At 69.3% G+C, this 14628-nt stretch carries 11 protein-coding genes; 10 read left to right on the top strand and 1 reads right to left on the bottom strand.

What is annotated here, in order from left to right; all coding sequences use genetic code 11:
- Nucleotides 1-32: 32 nt before the first annotated feature.
- The 5 genes from ACFZAT_RS15870 to ACFZAT_RS15890 all read left to right on the top strand — a co-directional run bounded on the left by ACFZAT_RS15870 (nucleotide 33) and on the right by ACFZAT_RS15890 (nucleotide 4881).
- Entirely contained in the window at nucleotides 33-1010 is a 978-nt protein-coding gene (locus ACFZAT_RS15870; RefSeq protein ID WP_391265020.1) for an aldo/keto reductase, read from the top strand.
- 55 nt (nucleotides 1011-1065) lie between these two features.
- A complete protein-coding gene (locus ACFZAT_RS15875) occupies nucleotides 1066-2094 on the top strand; it encodes a zinc-binding dehydrogenase (RefSeq protein ID WP_391264672.1) in 1029 nt (342 codons plus the stop codon).
- Nucleotides 2095-2134: 40 nt separating this feature from the next.
- Entirely contained in the window at nucleotides 2135-2986 is an 852-nt protein-coding gene (locus ACFZAT_RS15880; protein ID WP_391264674.1) for an aldo/keto reductase, read from the top strand.
- A gap of 169 nt (nucleotides 2987-3155) precedes the next feature.
- Nucleotides 3156-3779 carry a flavodoxin gene (locus ACFZAT_RS15885; protein ID WP_391264676.1) on the top strand — a complete coding sequence of 208 codons (624 nt, stop codon included), beginning with the start codon at nucleotides 3156-3158 and terminating at the stop codon, nucleotides 3777-3779.
- Between the two features lie 241 nt (nucleotides 3780-4020).
- Complete coding sequence (locus ACFZAT_RS15890) at nucleotides 4021-4881, top strand: abortive infection family protein (RefSeq protein WP_391264678.1); 861 nt, start codon at nucleotides 4021-4023, stop codon at nucleotides 4879-4881.
- Nucleotides 4882-5242: 361 nt separating this feature from the next.
- On the opposite strand, the gene ACFZAT_RS15895 is transcribed toward ACFZAT_RS15890, so the two are convergent.
- Nucleotides 5243-6511, bottom strand: a complete 1269-nt coding sequence (locus ACFZAT_RS15895) for a right-handed parallel beta-helix repeat-containing protein (protein ID WP_391264680.1) — start codon at nucleotides 6509-6511, stop codon at nucleotides 5243-5245.
- An 89-nt stretch (nucleotides 6512-6600) separates the two neighbouring features.
- Here ACFZAT_RS15895 and ACFZAT_RS15900 point away from each other — a divergent pair, with 89 nt between their 5' ends.
- The 5 genes from ACFZAT_RS15900 (at nucleotide 6601) to ACFZAT_RS15920 (ending at nucleotide 14498) form a co-directional block, all read left to right on the top strand.
- Complete coding sequence (locus tag ACFZAT_RS15900) at nucleotides 6601-7731, top strand: Dyp-type peroxidase (protein ID WP_391264682.1); 1131 nt, start codon at nucleotides 6601-6603, stop codon at nucleotides 7729-7731.
- A 52-nt stretch (nucleotides 7732-7783) separates the two neighbouring features.
- Nucleotides 7784-8635, top strand: coding sequence for a hypothetical protein (locus tag ACFZAT_RS15905; RefSeq protein ID WP_391264684.1), 852 nt, complete (start codon nucleotides 7784-7786; stop codon nucleotides 8633-8635).
- Between the two features lie 122 nt (nucleotides 8636-8757).
- The gene (locus ACFZAT_RS15910; RefSeq protein ID WP_391264686.1) at nucleotides 8758-9507 is read left to right on the top strand and encodes a L,D-transpeptidase family protein; all 750 of its coding nucleotides are present in this window, start codon (nucleotides 8758-8760) and stop codon (nucleotides 9505-9507) included.
- Nucleotides 9508-9673: 166 nt separating this feature from the next.
- On the top strand, nucleotides 9674-13360 hold the full coding sequence (locus tag ACFZAT_RS15915; RefSeq protein ID WP_391264688.1) for a SpaA isopeptide-forming pilin-related protein: 3687 nt from the start codon (nucleotides 9674-9676) through the stop codon (nucleotides 13358-13360).
- A gap of 331 nt (nucleotides 13361-13691) precedes the next feature.
- Entirely contained in the window at nucleotides 13692-14498 is an 807-nt protein-coding gene (locus ACFZAT_RS15920; protein WP_391264691.1) for a GDSL-type esterase/lipase family protein, read from the top strand.
- Nucleotides 14499-14628 lie beyond the last annotated feature (130 nt).

A 14628-nucleotide genomic window follows, 5' to 3' on the forward strand; every position in this document is an offset into this window, starting at 1 on the left:
ACGCCACGACGATGCGATGCGAAGAGGGCGAGATGCGCTACATCAAGCTGCGTGACCTGGAGGTTTCCCGGATCGGTCTGGGTGCGATGGGCATGTCCCACGGCTACACCGGCTCCGGCACGGACGACGCGGAGTCGATCCGGACGGTGCACCGGGCGCTGGAGCTGGGCGTCACGCTGATCGACACGGCCGAGATCTACGGCCCGTACACGAACGAGGAGCTGCTGGGGCGGGCGCTGAAGGGCCGCCGGGACCGGGCGGTGCTGGCCACGAAGTTCGGCCTGGTCTCGCACGGCGGCGAGGGCGCCTGGAACCTCGACTCGTCCCCGGCGAACATCCGTACCGCGGTCGAGGGCTCGCTGAAGCGGTTGGGCACCGACCACATCGACCTGTACTACCAGCACCGGGTGGACCCGAACACGCCGATCGAGGAGACCGCCGGCGCCGTCAAGGAGCTGATCGAGGCGGGCAAGGTGCGCGCCTTCGGGCTCTCGGAGGCGGGCCCGGACACGATCCGCCGCGCCCACGCCGTACAGCCGGTCACTGCGGTCCAGTCCGAGTACTCGCTGTTCACGCGCGGTATCGAGGAGCGGATCCTGCCGGTGCTGCGGGAGCTGAACATCGGCCTGGTGCCGTTCTCCCCGCTGGGGCGCGGTGTCCTGACGGGCACGGTGCGCTCCACTGAGGAGTTCGACGAGAACGACTTCCGCCGCGACAACCCGCGCTTCACCGGCGAGAACTTCCGGCGCAACCTCGCCCTGGCCGACGAGGTCAAGGCGCTGGCCGACGAGGCGGGCGCCACTCCCGGCCAGGTGGCGCTGGCCTGGCTGCTCGCCCAAGGTGACGACATCGCCCCGATCCCGGGCACCAAGCGGGTCAGCCGGGTCGAGGAGAACACCGCGGCCGACGCCGTGACGCTGACCGCCGAGCAGCTGGAGCGGCTCACCGCTCTGCCGCCCGCCTCGGGTGACACGCACACCGAGGCGCAGGCCCGGATGCTCGAACGCTGACGCCGCCCGGCCGCCCCGACCAGCCCCGCCATCCCCCGTTTGGAGCAACACTCTCATGCGCGCAGCCGTGATGTACGGAGCCGGAGACGTCCGCGTCGAGAACCGGCCCGACCCCAAGATCGCCCAGCCCACCGACGCCGTGGTCCGCGTGGTCGCCTCCTGCGTGTGCGGCAGCGACCTGTGGCCCTACGCCGCCATGCCCGCCACCGGGACCGGCCGCCCCATGGGCCACGAGTTCCTCGGCATCGTCGAGGAGACCGGTGCGGACGTTCGCGGGCTGAAGGCCGGGGACCTGGTCGTCGCGCCGTTCACGTACAGCGACAACACCTGCGACTACTGCGCCAAGGGGCTGCACATCTCGTGCCGCAACGGCGGCCGGTACGGCCTCGACGGCGTCGACGGAGGCCAGGGCGAAGCCGTCCGCGTCCCCCACGCGGACGGCACCCTGGTCAAGCTGCCGGTGGCCGCCGACTCCGCCCTCATCCCCTCGCTCCTTGCGCTGTCGGACGTGATGACCACCGGCCACCACGGCGCCGTCACCGCCGGCGTCGGCCGCGGCGACTCGGTGCTCGTGGTGGGCGACGGCGCGGTCGGCCTGTGCGCGGTCATCGCCGCCCACCGGCTCGGCGCCGAGCGGATCGTGCTCGCCGGCCGCCACACGGCCCGCACCGACCTGGGCCGCCACTTCGGCGCCACCGACGTCGTCGCCGAACGCGGCCAGGAGGGTGTCGCCCGCATCCGCGAGCTGACCGGCGGCGTGGACAAGGTGATCGAGGCCGTCGGCACCCGCCCGGCCCTCGACACCGCGCTCGGCGCGGTCCTCGACGGCGGGACCATCAGCCGCCTGGGCGTGCCGCAGTACGAGGAGGGGCCGATCGGTCCCGGCCTGTTCATGCGGAACATCACCCTGACCGGCGGCGCCAGCCCCGCCCGCGCCTACATCGAGCAGCTGTTGCCCGACGTCCTGGACGGCACCATCGGCCCCGGCCGCGTCTTCGACCGCACCTACGCCCTCGACGAGACCCCGGACGCCTACCGGGCCATGGCCGACCGACAGGTACTCAAGGCCCTCATCCGCCCGTAACCGACCGGCACCCGCCAGCACAGCGAAGGACATCCCGCTCATGCAGACCGTCACCCTGAACAACGGCGTCGTCATGCCGCTCCTCGGCTTCGGCGTCTACCAGATCCCCGCCGACGACACCGAGCGCGCCGTCTCCGAGGCGCTGGCCGCCGGCTACCGCCTCTTGGACACTGCCGCCGTCTACGGCAACGAAGAAGCCGTCGGCCGCGCCATCAAGTCCAGCGGCATCGCGCGCGAGGACCTGTTCGTCACCACCAAGCTGTGGGTCCAGGACAACCCGGCCCAGGACAACACTCGCCGCGCCTTCGAGACCTCCCTGACCAAGCTGGGCCTGGACCACCTCGACCTGTACCTGATGCACCAGCCCTTCGGCGACGTCTACGGCCAGTGGCGCGCCATGGAGGACCTCAACCGCGAGGGCCTGGCGAAGGCGATCGGCGTGGCCAACTTCTACCCAGACCGGCTCATCGACCTGATCGTCAACAACGAGATCACCCCGGCCGTCAACCAGGTCGAGACCCACCCCTTCTTCCAGCGCGCCGACTACCAGTCGTTGATGCGCGAGCACGGCGTGCAGATCCAGTCCTGGGGCGGCTTCGCCGAAGGCAAGAACAACCTGTTCACCAACCCGACGCTCGCCGAGATCGGCAAGGAGCACGGCAAGTCCGTCGCCCAGGTCGTCCTGCGCTGGCTCACCCAGCGCGGCGTCATCGCCATCCCCAAGTCCGTACGCGCCGAGCGCATGGCCGAGAACATCGACGTATTCGACTTCGAGCTGACCGACGAGCAGATGACCGAGATCGCCACCCTCGACACCGGCAGCTCCCTGTTCTTCGACCACCACGACCCCGAGATCGTCACCTGGCTCGCCAAGCGCCGCCTGGACGCCTGACCCGAGAGTCTTCAACAGGGGCGGGCGTCCACCGGACAACCGGTCGGTCGCCCGCCCCTTCTCCGCTTCCGGAACCCTCACGAAGGGCCCACCCGTGAACCGATCCCGCCCTGGATCACTTCCGCGCCGCACCCTCCTGCGCACCGCACTGCTGACCGGAGCCGCCGCCATGACCACCCCCCACCTCGCCGGCTGCTCAGCAACGGAGGACGAGCCGATCCCCGACCGCCGATCCTCGCCGAGCACCACACGCAGCGGAACGGCACGCGGCAAAGCACTGCTCGCGTACTTCTCCCGTGCGGGCGAGAACTACTACTACGGCGGCCGGACCAACCTGAAAGTCGGCAACACGGAAGTCCTCGCCCGCAAGATCAGCGACCTCATCGACTGCGACGTCCACCGGATCGAGCCTGCCGACCCCTATCCCGACAGCTATGACGCGACCGTCGAGCGCAACGTCCGCGAGCAGGACGCAGACTCACGCCCCGCGATCAAGGGCCGACTTCCCGACCTCGACGGTTACGACACCGTGCTGCTCGGCAGCCCCATCTGGAACGTCCGCGCACCCATGATCATGACGACATTCACTGAGCAACTCGACTTCACCGGCAAGACCGTCGTCCCCTTCACCACCCACGCCATGAGCGGCCTGGGCACCACCGAGCGCGACTACGCGGCCTCCTGCCGCGGCGCCACCTTCGCCAACGGGCTGGCCGTCCAAGGCGAGGAAGCCGACCAAGCCGATCGCGACGTCAAAGCATGGTTGCAACGCATCGGTCTGACCACCGCCTGATCCCGGCTGCAACACCGCCACTCCTGGGTTGCATGTCAGGGAAGCCGAAACGGCTGGGTTCGCTGTCAAAAGACTCACGTGAGTGTCAGAGGACAACTGCCCAGTCCCTCGTGGGTCGTCCGAGGGGTCTGGTGGTCCAAGCAGTCGCGATGAGATCGACTGGGCAAGGGTCGCTGTCGACAACAGAGGCCACACTGGAAAAGGCCGTGACGGCCTCAAGGGCTGCTCGTATCTTCAGACTATGACCGTCACCACGCGACGGGAGCTGGTGAGCCCCGCGACCCGCAACGCCTTCCGCTCCCTGGCCACGGACCTGACCATTCGGATTGTGGCCGACTTGTGGGAAGACCACGGGTTCGCACCCATCCCTCCAGATGAGCTGAAGTACCAGGACCCGGGCCAGCGTCGGACCGAGTTCATGCTGTACGCGGAGGGTGTGGACTGGTCCGATCCGAACCAAGTGCGGCGTGCGCTCTTGGTCTTCGAAGACTTCATCCGCGCGTACCGGAACCCGGACGACCAGGGCACGCCGAAGTGGTTGGACGACATCAGGGTGCGTCTGGAACGGGACGGCTTCGCTCTCGACAAGGAGGGAAGGATCTCCTGGTCCAACCCGCCGGTGCTCGTCCGTGATCTGAGCGCCCTGAGCGACGCCTCGGGCATCACGATCGAGCTTGAACGCATTCGGAGAGACCTGACCACCGATCCCCACGGTGCCATTGGCGCGGCAAAGCAGCTCATTGAGGCGACCGCGAAGACGGCCCTTGGCGAGCTGAACGTCGACATCGACAAGAATGCCGCGCTTCCCGCTCTCATCAGTACGGTCCAGAAGGCGCTGAAGCTCGACGCCGGCTCGGCGCCTGACGGCCCAGACGGCAGCAAGGCCGTGAAGAAGATCCTTTCGGGCTCGGTGAACATCGCGGTCGGAGTCGCCGAACTACGCAACCAGGGCTTCGGAAGCGGACACGGCCAGGCGAGCGCACCGTCCGGTCTTGGCGTGCGTCATGCCCGTCTGACGGTCAACGCAGCCGTCACCTGGTGCGAGCTGATCCTGGACACCCTGTCCGACCCGACCGCACCCTGGCGAAAGGCGCAAGTCTGATCCCTGCAGCGGTCGCGCGAACTTGCTTCCGCAACGCGACTTCAAAGTGGGGCTCGGACGTGATCCGCGGACTCGACACCTGGTGCTGGGAGAAACCTGGGAGATGATCTTCCTCAGGTGACCAACCGAGACCCCGCCACACCATCTCAGATCGACGCCCTGACCTGCACGTTTACGAGATCCGCAGGTAACGATCTTGACCGAACCTCATTCGGGACGAAGAGGTCGTGGGTTCAAATCCCGCCACCCCGACAGCTGAAACACCAGGTCAGGGGCCTGATCCGCGAAAGCGGGTCGGGCCCCTGAGTGGTTTCCGGAGGGATTCCGGGGCGGCGGAATGCGCCCGCCGAAAGGCAGGGCCCTACGGCAGTCCGATCGCGGTTCGGGGTGGGTCCCCAGCGTGGCCGGGGCGCTGGGGCTGGGGCGGCGGGGCCGGTACGGAGCGGAAGGACACGCCCGGGGGCGGAGTCACCGGGGTTCCCCGACCTTGGCTGACGGGTGCGTCCTGGTCGCCCTTGCCGCAGGCGGACGGCCAGGTCCTGGGGCTCGTCACGGGCTCGCCGTTGTCGGTGAAACAGTTGCCGCGAAGGGCGGCGACCGCCAGCACCAGATCGGTTCCGTTCGTGTGGACGCGATTGCCGCGTACCGCATTGTCGCGGGCCGGGTACCCCTGTTCGTCGCGGAGCAGAAGCCCGGTGGCGCGGTTGCCGGTGATGGTGTTGTCCTCGATCCGGTTGCCGACGCCGCCACCGATCCCGATGCCGATGCCGAAACCGCCGTCCGCCTGGGCCGGCGAGGAGGGTTCGTTGTTGTCGGCGATGACGTTCCGGCGGATCAGCGCATGGCGTTGCGGACCCAGCGCTTCGAGGTCGTTGGAGTTGAGGGTGAGGCCCACCCGGTTCCGGCGCACCTCGTTCTCCTCGACGGTCAGCTTCTCCGAGGCGTTGGTCAGCTCGATGCCCACCGCGTTGTGGGCGACGGTGTTGCGGCGCACGGCCGTATCGCAGGGGCGGCACTGGCCGACGTAGATCCCGGAGTCGGCCTGTCCGGAGGCGTACGAGTGCTCGATGACGCCGTCGCGGGCGTCGAAGGCGTAGATGCCGTAGAGGGCGTTGTTGTACGCGGTGATGTACGAGCCCCGGAATCCCTTCAGCGGCGGGAACTTCGCCGTGTCCAGGGGGTCGTAGAGTTCGCCGCCCGCCCCGGCGCCCTGGAGGGTCGCGTCGGTCACTCCGGTGAACAGCACGCCATTGGCCAAGTGGTTCCGTACGGTCAGGTTCTCCACGACCGAGCCCGCGCCGGTGACGGTGATGCCGTTGCTCCGCTTGAACTCCCCGTCGATCACGACCGTGTTGCGGTCGGCTCCGCGCAGAACCACGTTTCGCGTCCGTACCGACACGTCCTCCTTGTAGACACCCGGCGCGACGAGGACCAGGTCTCCCGGCAGGGCGGCGTCCACGGCGCGCTGGATGGTCGAGGCGTCGGACGGCACCCGGATCACCGCGGGCCGGTCGCGCGAGCCCGGCCGGTCGTCGCTCTGTTCGCCGCCGCAGCCGGCCGCCGCCACCGAGACCGCCAGCAGGGCGAGAACAACTCGGGCCGTCCGGGCCACACATGAAGGCAAGGGCATGGCATCAGGTGTACCGTCCACTGCACCGCCTTGGCGACAAAACGCCGTATCTCGTAACTACTAAGCAAATAGGACATGCAGGGATGGGGATGCGCACATTCAGCCGACGCCGGATGATCGCCACCACCGCCTCCGCCGCCTTGTCCATGAGCGCCTGCTCCGGCGACGTGCGTTCCGACGGCGAGGGCCGGCCGCGCTCCGCCTTCTACGGGGTCAGGCAGTCCGGGGTCACATCGCCGGCGCAGTCGTACGTCCTGCTGCTGTCGTACGACATCGCTCCCGGAACCACGCAGTCCGCCGCTCGGCGGGCTGTGCGCGACGTGTTCGCCCGGTGGACGCGCCTGTTGGGCGGCGAGGAATCGGAACACGTGCCGGTCGGCGTCGGATCGGTGACCGCCGGGACCTCGCGCCTGTCCGCCACCGTCGCCGTCGGACCCCGGCTTCCCCACCGTCTCGGTCTCCGGCCCCCGAGGCTCCTGCGGCCTCTGCCCGCCTTCGCCGGAGAGCAGTTGCGTCCCGGCATCTCCGACGGCGATGTGCTCGTCCAGCTGTGCGCGGACGACCAGTGGACGTGCGTCGGGGCCGCTTCCTCGCTGGACCGTGCGGCCGCATCCGTCCTGACACCACGCTGGCGGCAGCACGGATTCCTGCCGCCGACCTCCCCGGGCGAGGTGCCGCGAAACCTGTTCGGCTTCCTCGACGGCACCGGCAACCCCGTGGGTGAGGAGTTGAATCAGCATGTGTACGTCTCCAAAGGGGCCGACGCGCACGGAAGCTATCTGATCTATCGCCGGATCCGCATGGACGTGGACGCTTTCGGGAAGCTGACAGCCGCGCAACAGGACCGGGCCATCGGCCGGCGACGCCGTGACGGAGTCCCGCTCGGTGGGTCCCGGGCGAGCGACGCCATCAATCTGTTCGCCAAGACCCCGGACGGGCAGTACGTCGTCCCCGCCGACGCGCACGTACGCCTGGCCCACCCACGTCTGGACGGCGGGGCGCAGATGCTGCGCCGCGGCTACAGCTACGCCGAGGACGCCGACGACCAGGGGCTGCTTTTCGTGGCCTTCATGAAGGACCCCGCCCTCTTCGTACGGGTGCAGGAACGTCTGGCCACGGCCGACGCCCTCTCCCGGTTCACACGCCACACGGCCTCGGCCGTGGCGTTCGTCCTGCCGGGGGCACGCCCCGGGCTGCCCCTGGGCGCTTCGCTCTGGTGACCGGCGTTCCCCGTTCCGCTCCTTCCGAACCTCACGACCGACGAGGTGCCCCATGCGTTCCCTGATGCGCCGGATCCCCGCGACGCCGGTGATGCTGACCGCGGCCGGCTCGCTCCTCGCGGTGGCGGCCGCCGGCACTGCGGTCCACCTGACCGGCGGCGCGTCGACACCGCCCCACCGCGTGACCACCGCCGAGGCCCAGCGGTTCGCGCTCGCCCGGCTGAGCCGCTTCGAGGCCAGTCCGGCCGGCATCGAGATCACCGTGCCGCTGCGCGACCGGACCATCGGCGTCGAGGGAGTCATCGACTACCGCGGCCACCATGCCGTGGGCCGCTTCGACGGGGCCGGCGGCGGGCTCCTGGCCTGGGACGGCTCCGGAGTCGGTGTCGCCCTCGACCAGCCGTCCGGGCAGCCGGGCCCGCAGAAGGAAGGAGCCCGTCCGGCACGGCTCGCCCTGTCCGACGCCGCGCACATGCCCACATCCGACTGGGTCCCGCGCCGGTACACCTCCGACCCGCTCGACTCCATGCTCAAGCTGTCGATGCTCCTCGGCCGGGACCGTCCGGAGAACGCGCAGCTCCTGGCCCAGTCCGGAGCCCGCTGGACGGGGACGGCGGAGATCGGCGGGCGTACGTACGACGTCTTCGCCGCCCCTCGTCCGACAGCGCACAGCGGCAACGGCCAGCCGTCCGCCGCCCCGCTCCGCACCGGCGATTCACCACTCCGGTTCTTCGTCTCGGCCGACGGCGAACTGCGCCGGGTCACCACACAGCTTCCTGGGCAGGCGCGCCTGGGCGTGATCGACTTCACCGCTTCCAGGCTCCGGCACGCCGTTCCCCTCGCGCCATGGAGCCAGGTGCCCGGCACACCGGCGCCCCGCGCCGGCCAGGAGTCCCGGAACTGACGCCCTCTCGGATGCCGCACCGTTGCGCCACCCGGACCAGCCGCACATGCCGATGCTCTCTTCACGCGCCTGAATGACACCAGACGTTCGCTCCGAAACGTTCACCCCGAAGGGAATGTGGCATGCGTGTGTTCCGCCTCGGCTCGGCCGCCCTCATCACCCTCGGCCTTCTCACCACCCACGTCTCCGTGGCGGAGGGCGCGAGCGGGGCCGAGGAAGCGGAGTGCGTCCCTCGGACAGGCGCCTATCAGTGGGAGCTGGAGGAAAAGCTCGGACTTCCCCAGGACGGCCGCGCTTCGGTGCAGGACTGCGAGGCGGTACGCGCCCTGCAGCAGCGTTTGGGCCTCAAGGAGACGGGCAAGGCCGACCTGGAGACGTACCGCATGTTCCTGGTGGACGAGGTCCGCCGTGACCCCAACGCCCGCAAGGAGTGCCCGGTCCGCAGCTACCGCGTCACCTGCGTGGACCTGAACCGGCAGGTGCTGTGGGTGCAGGGCGCCGACACGGGTGAGCTGCGCTTCGCACCGGCGCCGATCCGCAGCGGTCTGCGGACCACGGAGACCCGGACCGGATGGCACAGCATCTACTGGCGTCACATCGATCACGTCTCCGACCTCTACGACAACGCGCCGATGCCGTACGCCCAGTTCTTCGACGGCGGTCAGGCCATCCACGGCACCGACCACGACCTCTTCACTTCCGGTTCCGGCGGTTGCGTGAACATGCGGATCAAGGACGCCAAGGCGCTCTGGGACCTGCTGCACGTCGATGACCAGGTGTACATCTGGGGCAAGAAGCCGGGCACCAATCAGCGCGGGCTGCCTTCCGACGATCTGCTCGTCGCCCAGGGCTTCGCCGCCCTCGACGACTGATCCTTCATCACGAATACCCGGTCCCACGTGCGAGTCACCTGGCCCGGACGGGCGGAATCACCGAAGAAACGCCCGTAATGTAATAAATCGCCAACAATTTACGTGGACGCTGTCCGGATCCGCCGCGTGTATCGCGCGGCTGTACGTCCGGATGAGGAGTCCGCGAGTGACAGCGAGACGCTGGAGACACAAGGGGCACCGCCCGTGGGGCAGGGCCGCCATGGGCGCCATGGCGGTGCTCACCGCCACCGGCACCGCGTGGGGCGGCGCCCTGCCGGGGCCCGTGGCCCAGGCGAAGCCGCGCGACGCGGGCGACGGGACCGTCACCGTTCGCGTCGTACGGGAGGTGAACGCGAACGGGGCGTGGGACGCCGCCCTGGAGCCCGGCTGGAGCGGCGTGCAGGTCACGCTCACGGATGATGCCGGCGTCTCGGTCACGGGCGCGACGGGCGCCGACGGCACGGTGGAGCTGTCGCCGGGGACCACCCTGACCGGCGGCAAGTACCGGGTCCAGGCCCTCAACCCGGATGCGACGATCTATTCGCCGGCATTCGCCTCCCCCGAAGGGCTCTCGGGCGCTCCGACGAAGCTTTCCTCCGCCGAGGAGTTCGTGGACCTGTCAGGCGGGAAGAACGTCGAGCTGACAACGGGCTTCTGGAACCCGGACGACTACTGTCAGTCAAATCCCGCACTGGCGACCTGTTTGCTGCCGGACGCAACCGGGAACACCGGATCGGCGACGGATCAGGGCGGACCGTACTCCCCGGAGGACCGCACCCTCGTCACCGTTCCCTTCAACGGGCGTGGCGACAACGTGGGCGCCGAGACCGAGGCCGAGTCCCCGCAGACCGGAGCCATCAACGGCCTCGGTTACGACAAGGTCCACAAGAAGCTCTACAGCGCGGCGTTCAGCAAGCGGCAGTCGGCGTTCGGCCCGGGCGGCCCGAACGCGGTGTACGTGACCGATCCGGCCAGCAACGAGACGTCCCAGTTCGTCACGGTGCCCGGTGACGACGGCGCCACCACGCACGACATGGACACGTACCACGACCTGGCGTTCGCGCCCAAGGCCGGGAAGACCTCGCTGGGCGACCTGGACGTCAACCCGGACGGGTCCGAGCTCTACGTCGTCGGTCTCAGCGACAAGACGCTGTACACCTATGACACCGCGGACGGCTCCGCGCCCAAGCGCTCGGTGGTCATCCCCGACCCCGGCTGCGCGGGCGGTGCCGGCAACTGGCGTCCCGGCGCCCTCGACGTGCAGGACGGCGTCGTCTACGTCGGCGGGGTGTGCTCGGGCGAGAGCACGGGCAGCCGCGGCGACATGCGTGCCGTGGTGATGAAGTACGACCCCGCGGCGGGCACGTTCGGCGACGTGATCATGAACGACGCGCTGGACTTCCCGCGCGGGGCCGCGTACGAGGGCAGCGCGGAGTGCCCCGGAGCGGGTTGGTTCACCTGGTCCGACGACACCACGCGCCAGCAGAACGGCAACACCTGCACGTACGAGTACGGGTTCCCGCAGCCGTTGATGATGGACATCGAGGTCGACACCGATGGCGCGCTGATCCTCGGGTTCCGTGACCGCTTCCCCGACCAGGGCGGCCAGAACGTCGAGATGGCGCCGGGCGGCGACTTCCAGTCGCACATGATCGGCGGTGACATCAACCGCGCCTGCCTCACGGGTGGAACGTTCGTCCTGGACGGCAACGGCGGCTGCCGGAACAACGGCACGCCGGACAACAACGGCGGCGAGCCCGACGACGTCCTCGAGTTCTACCCCGGCGACAACCGCCTCACCCATGACGAGATGACGGACGGCGGCCTTGCCCTGAGCAAGCCGGAGACGGACATCGCCGTGGCCGGCATGGACCCCATCTCCAACATCCGCACCGGTGGGGTGGCCTTCCTCGACCGCACCGACGGCACCAGCGGCGCGGGCGACGGAAATCAGCTGGCGACCTCGTTCGGCAAGGGCGGCTCGATCGGCGACATGGAGGTCCTGTGCGACCTCGCCCCGCTGCAGATCGGCAACCGGGTCTGGTACGACGTCGACAAGGACGGCATCCAGGACCCGGGCGAGGCTCCGGTCCCCGGGGCCACCGTCAGCCTCTACGACGAGAGCGGTACGAAGATCGCCTCGACGACGACCAGCGACCGCGGTGAGTACTACTTCGACTCCACGCTTGCCGGGAACGTCCCGGCCGACGCGTGGAACCCGGACACCGCGTACAAGGTCGCCGTCGACAACCCCGACGACTACGCGGAGGGCGGCCCGCTCTACAAGTGGGTCCCGACCACGCCCGACGCCGGCACCAACGACTTCATCGACAGCGACGGCGTCGTCCCGGCCGGTGGTACGTACCCCGAGCACACGTTCACGACCGGCGGACCGGGCGAGAACAACCACTCGTACGACTTCGGCTTCAACGCCGACTTCGAGGCCAAGGTCGAGAAGAGGGACGCCGACACGGGCGAGCCGCTGCCCGGCGCGGTCTTCCAGCTGTGGCGCGAGACCAACGGCACCGACGGACTCCAGCGGAACGGGGCCGACCCCGACACCCAGGTGGACGGGAACTGCACGACCGGAGCCGACGGGGTGTGCGACTGGACCGGTCTGGAGCCGGGTGAGTACTACTTCTACGAGGTGTCCTCGCCCGCCGGCTACATGCTCCCCGCCCAGCGCGTGACCGGACCGTTCACCCTGGACGCCGCGACCACGTCGAAGACCGTGGAGCTCACCAACGCCCCGCGCCACCGGATCGCGGTGCACAAGGTCGACGCGAAGACCGGCGATCCGCTGCCCGGGGCCACCTTCCAGCTGTGGGAGGAGACGAACGGCACCGACGGCCTGCAGACCGACGGCGCCAACCCCGACACCCAGGTGGGTGACGCCTGCACCACCAACGCCCGAGGCGTCTGCCGCTGGCGCAACCTCGACCCCGGTACTTATTACGCCGTCGAGACGGCCGCGCCGGACGGATACCTCCTGCCGGACGAGCCCGTCGTCGGCCCCCTCACCATCGACAACGCCCACCCGTCGTTCTCGGTGAAGCAGAAGAACGAGCGCCGGGCCCCCTCGATCGACATCGAGAAGAAGGACGAGCGCACCGACTCCGACGCCGACACCCCGGCCGACGCGGTGATCGGCCCGAAGGTGCAGGACGAGCCGGTCTACATGACCATCACCAACAACGGCACCGAGGACCTGGTGCACATCACGGTCACCGACGAGGTGACCGCCGGTGACGGCCAGGTCAAGGACCTGCACTGCGACTTCCCGGACGGCACCAGCGCCGACGATCCGGCAGGCCGGTCCGTCCGGTGGGAGGCCACCTTCGCCGAGGAGAACCCGACCGTGTTCGAGGTCGGCGCCTCCTTCAAGTGCACCGCGGTCGTGACCGGTGTGCCGGCGGGCCGGCTCCACACCGACAACGCCACGGTGAACGGCAACGGCGCGACCAGCGGCGACCCCGTCGACGACAGCGACCCGTGGAACTGGAAGACCCCGGGCCACAGCATCACCATCAACAAGAAGGACGCCGACAACGGTGACGCCCTCCAGGGCGCGGTGTTCCAGCTGTGGGAGGAGACCAACGGCACCGAGGGCCTGCAGCGCACCGGTGACGACGCGGACACCCTCATCGACAGCGGCTGCGCCACGAACGCCCGCGGCCGGTGCACCTGGACCGGACTGGAGTCCGGCTCCTACTACCTGGTCGAGACCGACGCGCCCGAGGGATACGTCCTCCCGAGGAACCCGGTCACCGGGCCCATCGAGGTGGACTCGGACCACGACAAGGTCACGTACACCCTGAAGAACCGCCCGCAGCCCCCGAACAAGAAGAAGTGACCGGTCCCGACCGGCGCCACTGAAGCGGCCCTCCCACCTCACCGAGGCGGGAGGGCCGCTTCGCGCGTGCCCTCGTCCGTCGCCGGGTCCCGGGGGCGCGGAACCTCGCAGGGAGCATCCCTGCGAAGCGTCGGAGCAATCGCGCTAGAACCTTTGTTTCAGGGGGAGTTGGGGGTTTATCTACGCGCGGAGCTACGACTGCCGACCGATCATTCGGGCAATTCAGACGGCTTCTCGCAGAGCTATTACCGACTGGTACCGGGAGCTGCTACAACAGGGACCGCTCACTCAACCCCCCACCCACCCCCCACACTTCGGAGGGCTGACAGCTATGTCAGTACGGAGATTCTGGGCGTCCGCATCCACTCTGCTCCTCGCCGCCGCTGCCGCTCTGGGAATCGCCCAGCCGGCTTCGGCGTCCTCCTCGGCCGCCGCCGGCGGGTACGTCGCCCTGGGCGATTCGTACTCGTCCGGTGTCGGCGCGGGAAGCTATCTGTCCGACAGCGGTGACTGCAAGCGCAGCACCAAGGCCTACCCGTACCTCTGGGCAGCGGCGAATTCGCCGTCGTCGTTCACCTTCGTCGCCTGTTCGGGTGCCACCACGAGCACCGTTTCCAGCAGTCAGCTGGGAGCGCTCAGCTCGTCCACCTCGCTCGTGAGCGTCACCGCCGGCGGCAACGACGTCGGGTTCGCCGATGTCATGCAGGACTGCGTGCTGTCCGGCGAGTCCGCCTGCATCTCGGCCGTGAACGCGGCCGTAGGGAAAATGAACAACACCCTCCCGTCGGGCCTGAGTTCGCTGTACTCCTCCATCCACTCCAAGGCTCCGCAGGCCCATGTCGTGGTGCTGGGCTACCCGCGCTTCTACAAGATCGGCGGCAGCTGCGTCCTCGGCCTGTCCGACAAGTCGCGTACGGCCATCAACAACGCCTCCGACGTGCTGAACGGTGTCATCGCCAAGCAGGCCGCCAACGCCGGGTTCACCTTCTCCGGCGTCGCCGACGAGTTCACCGGGCACGAGCTGTGCTCTGGAGACCCGTGGCTGCACAGCGTCTCGATCCCCGTCGACAACTCGTACCACCCCAAGCCCGAGGGGCAGTCCGGCGGTTACCTGCCGGCATTCCGCTCGGTGGCGTGACACGGAAGCGGGGGGCCCGGGGGGGGCCCCCGGGGGGCGCGCGGGCCGCGGGCGCGCCCGCCGCGGCGGGGGGGGGGGGCGCGTGTGGCGGCGGGGGGGGGGCGGGGGCGGGCCGGCGAGGCGGGGCGCG

The sequence above is a fragment of the Streptomyces sp. NPDC008163 genome (assembly GCF_042956885.1).
GTDB lineage: Bacteria > Actinomycetota > Actinomycetes > Streptomycetales > Streptomycetaceae > Streptomyces > Streptomyces drozdowiczii_A.

What these genes read in the sequence shown, in the direction of transcription:
- ACFZAT_RS15870 (WP_391265020.1), top strand. Translation starts at nt 33, where the DNA reads ATGCGCTACATCAAGCTGCGTGACCTGGAGGTTTCCCGGATCGGTCTG.
- ACFZAT_RS15875 (WP_391264672.1), top strand. Translation starts at nt 1,066, where the DNA reads ATGCGCGCAGCCGTGATGTACGGAGCCGGAGACGTCCGCGTCGAGAAC.
- ACFZAT_RS15880 (WP_391264674.1), top strand. Translation starts at nt 2,135, where the DNA reads ATGCAGACCGTCACCCTGAACAACGGCGTCGTCATGCCGCTCCTCGGC.
- ACFZAT_RS15885 (WP_391264676.1), top strand. Translation starts at nt 3,156, where the DNA reads ATGACCACCCCCCACCTCGCCGGCTGCTCAGCAACGGAGGACGAGCCG.
- ACFZAT_RS15890 (WP_391264678.1), top strand. Translation starts at nt 4,021, where the DNA reads ATGACCGTCACCACGCGACGGGAGCTGGTGAGCCCCGCGACCCGCAAC.
- ACFZAT_RS15895 (WP_391264680.1), bottom strand. Translation starts at nt 6,511, where the DNA reads ATGCCCTTGCCTTCATGTGTGGCCCGGACGGCCCGAGTTGTTCTCGCC.
- ACFZAT_RS15900 (WP_391264682.1), top strand. Translation starts at nt 6,601, where the DNA reads ATGCGCACATTCAGCCGACGCCGGATGATCGCCACCACCGCCTCCGCC.
- ACFZAT_RS15905 (WP_391264684.1), top strand. Translation starts at nt 7,784, where the DNA reads ATGCGTTCCCTGATGCGCCGGATCCCCGCGACGCCGGTGATGCTGACC.
- ACFZAT_RS15910 (WP_391264686.1), top strand. Translation starts at nt 8,758, where the DNA reads ATGCGTGTGTTCCGCCTCGGCTCGGCCGCCCTCATCACCCTCGGCCTT.
- ACFZAT_RS15920 (WP_391264691.1), top strand. Translation starts at nt 13,692, where the DNA reads ATGTCAGTACGGAGATTCTGGGCGTCCGCATCCACTCTGCTCCTCGCC.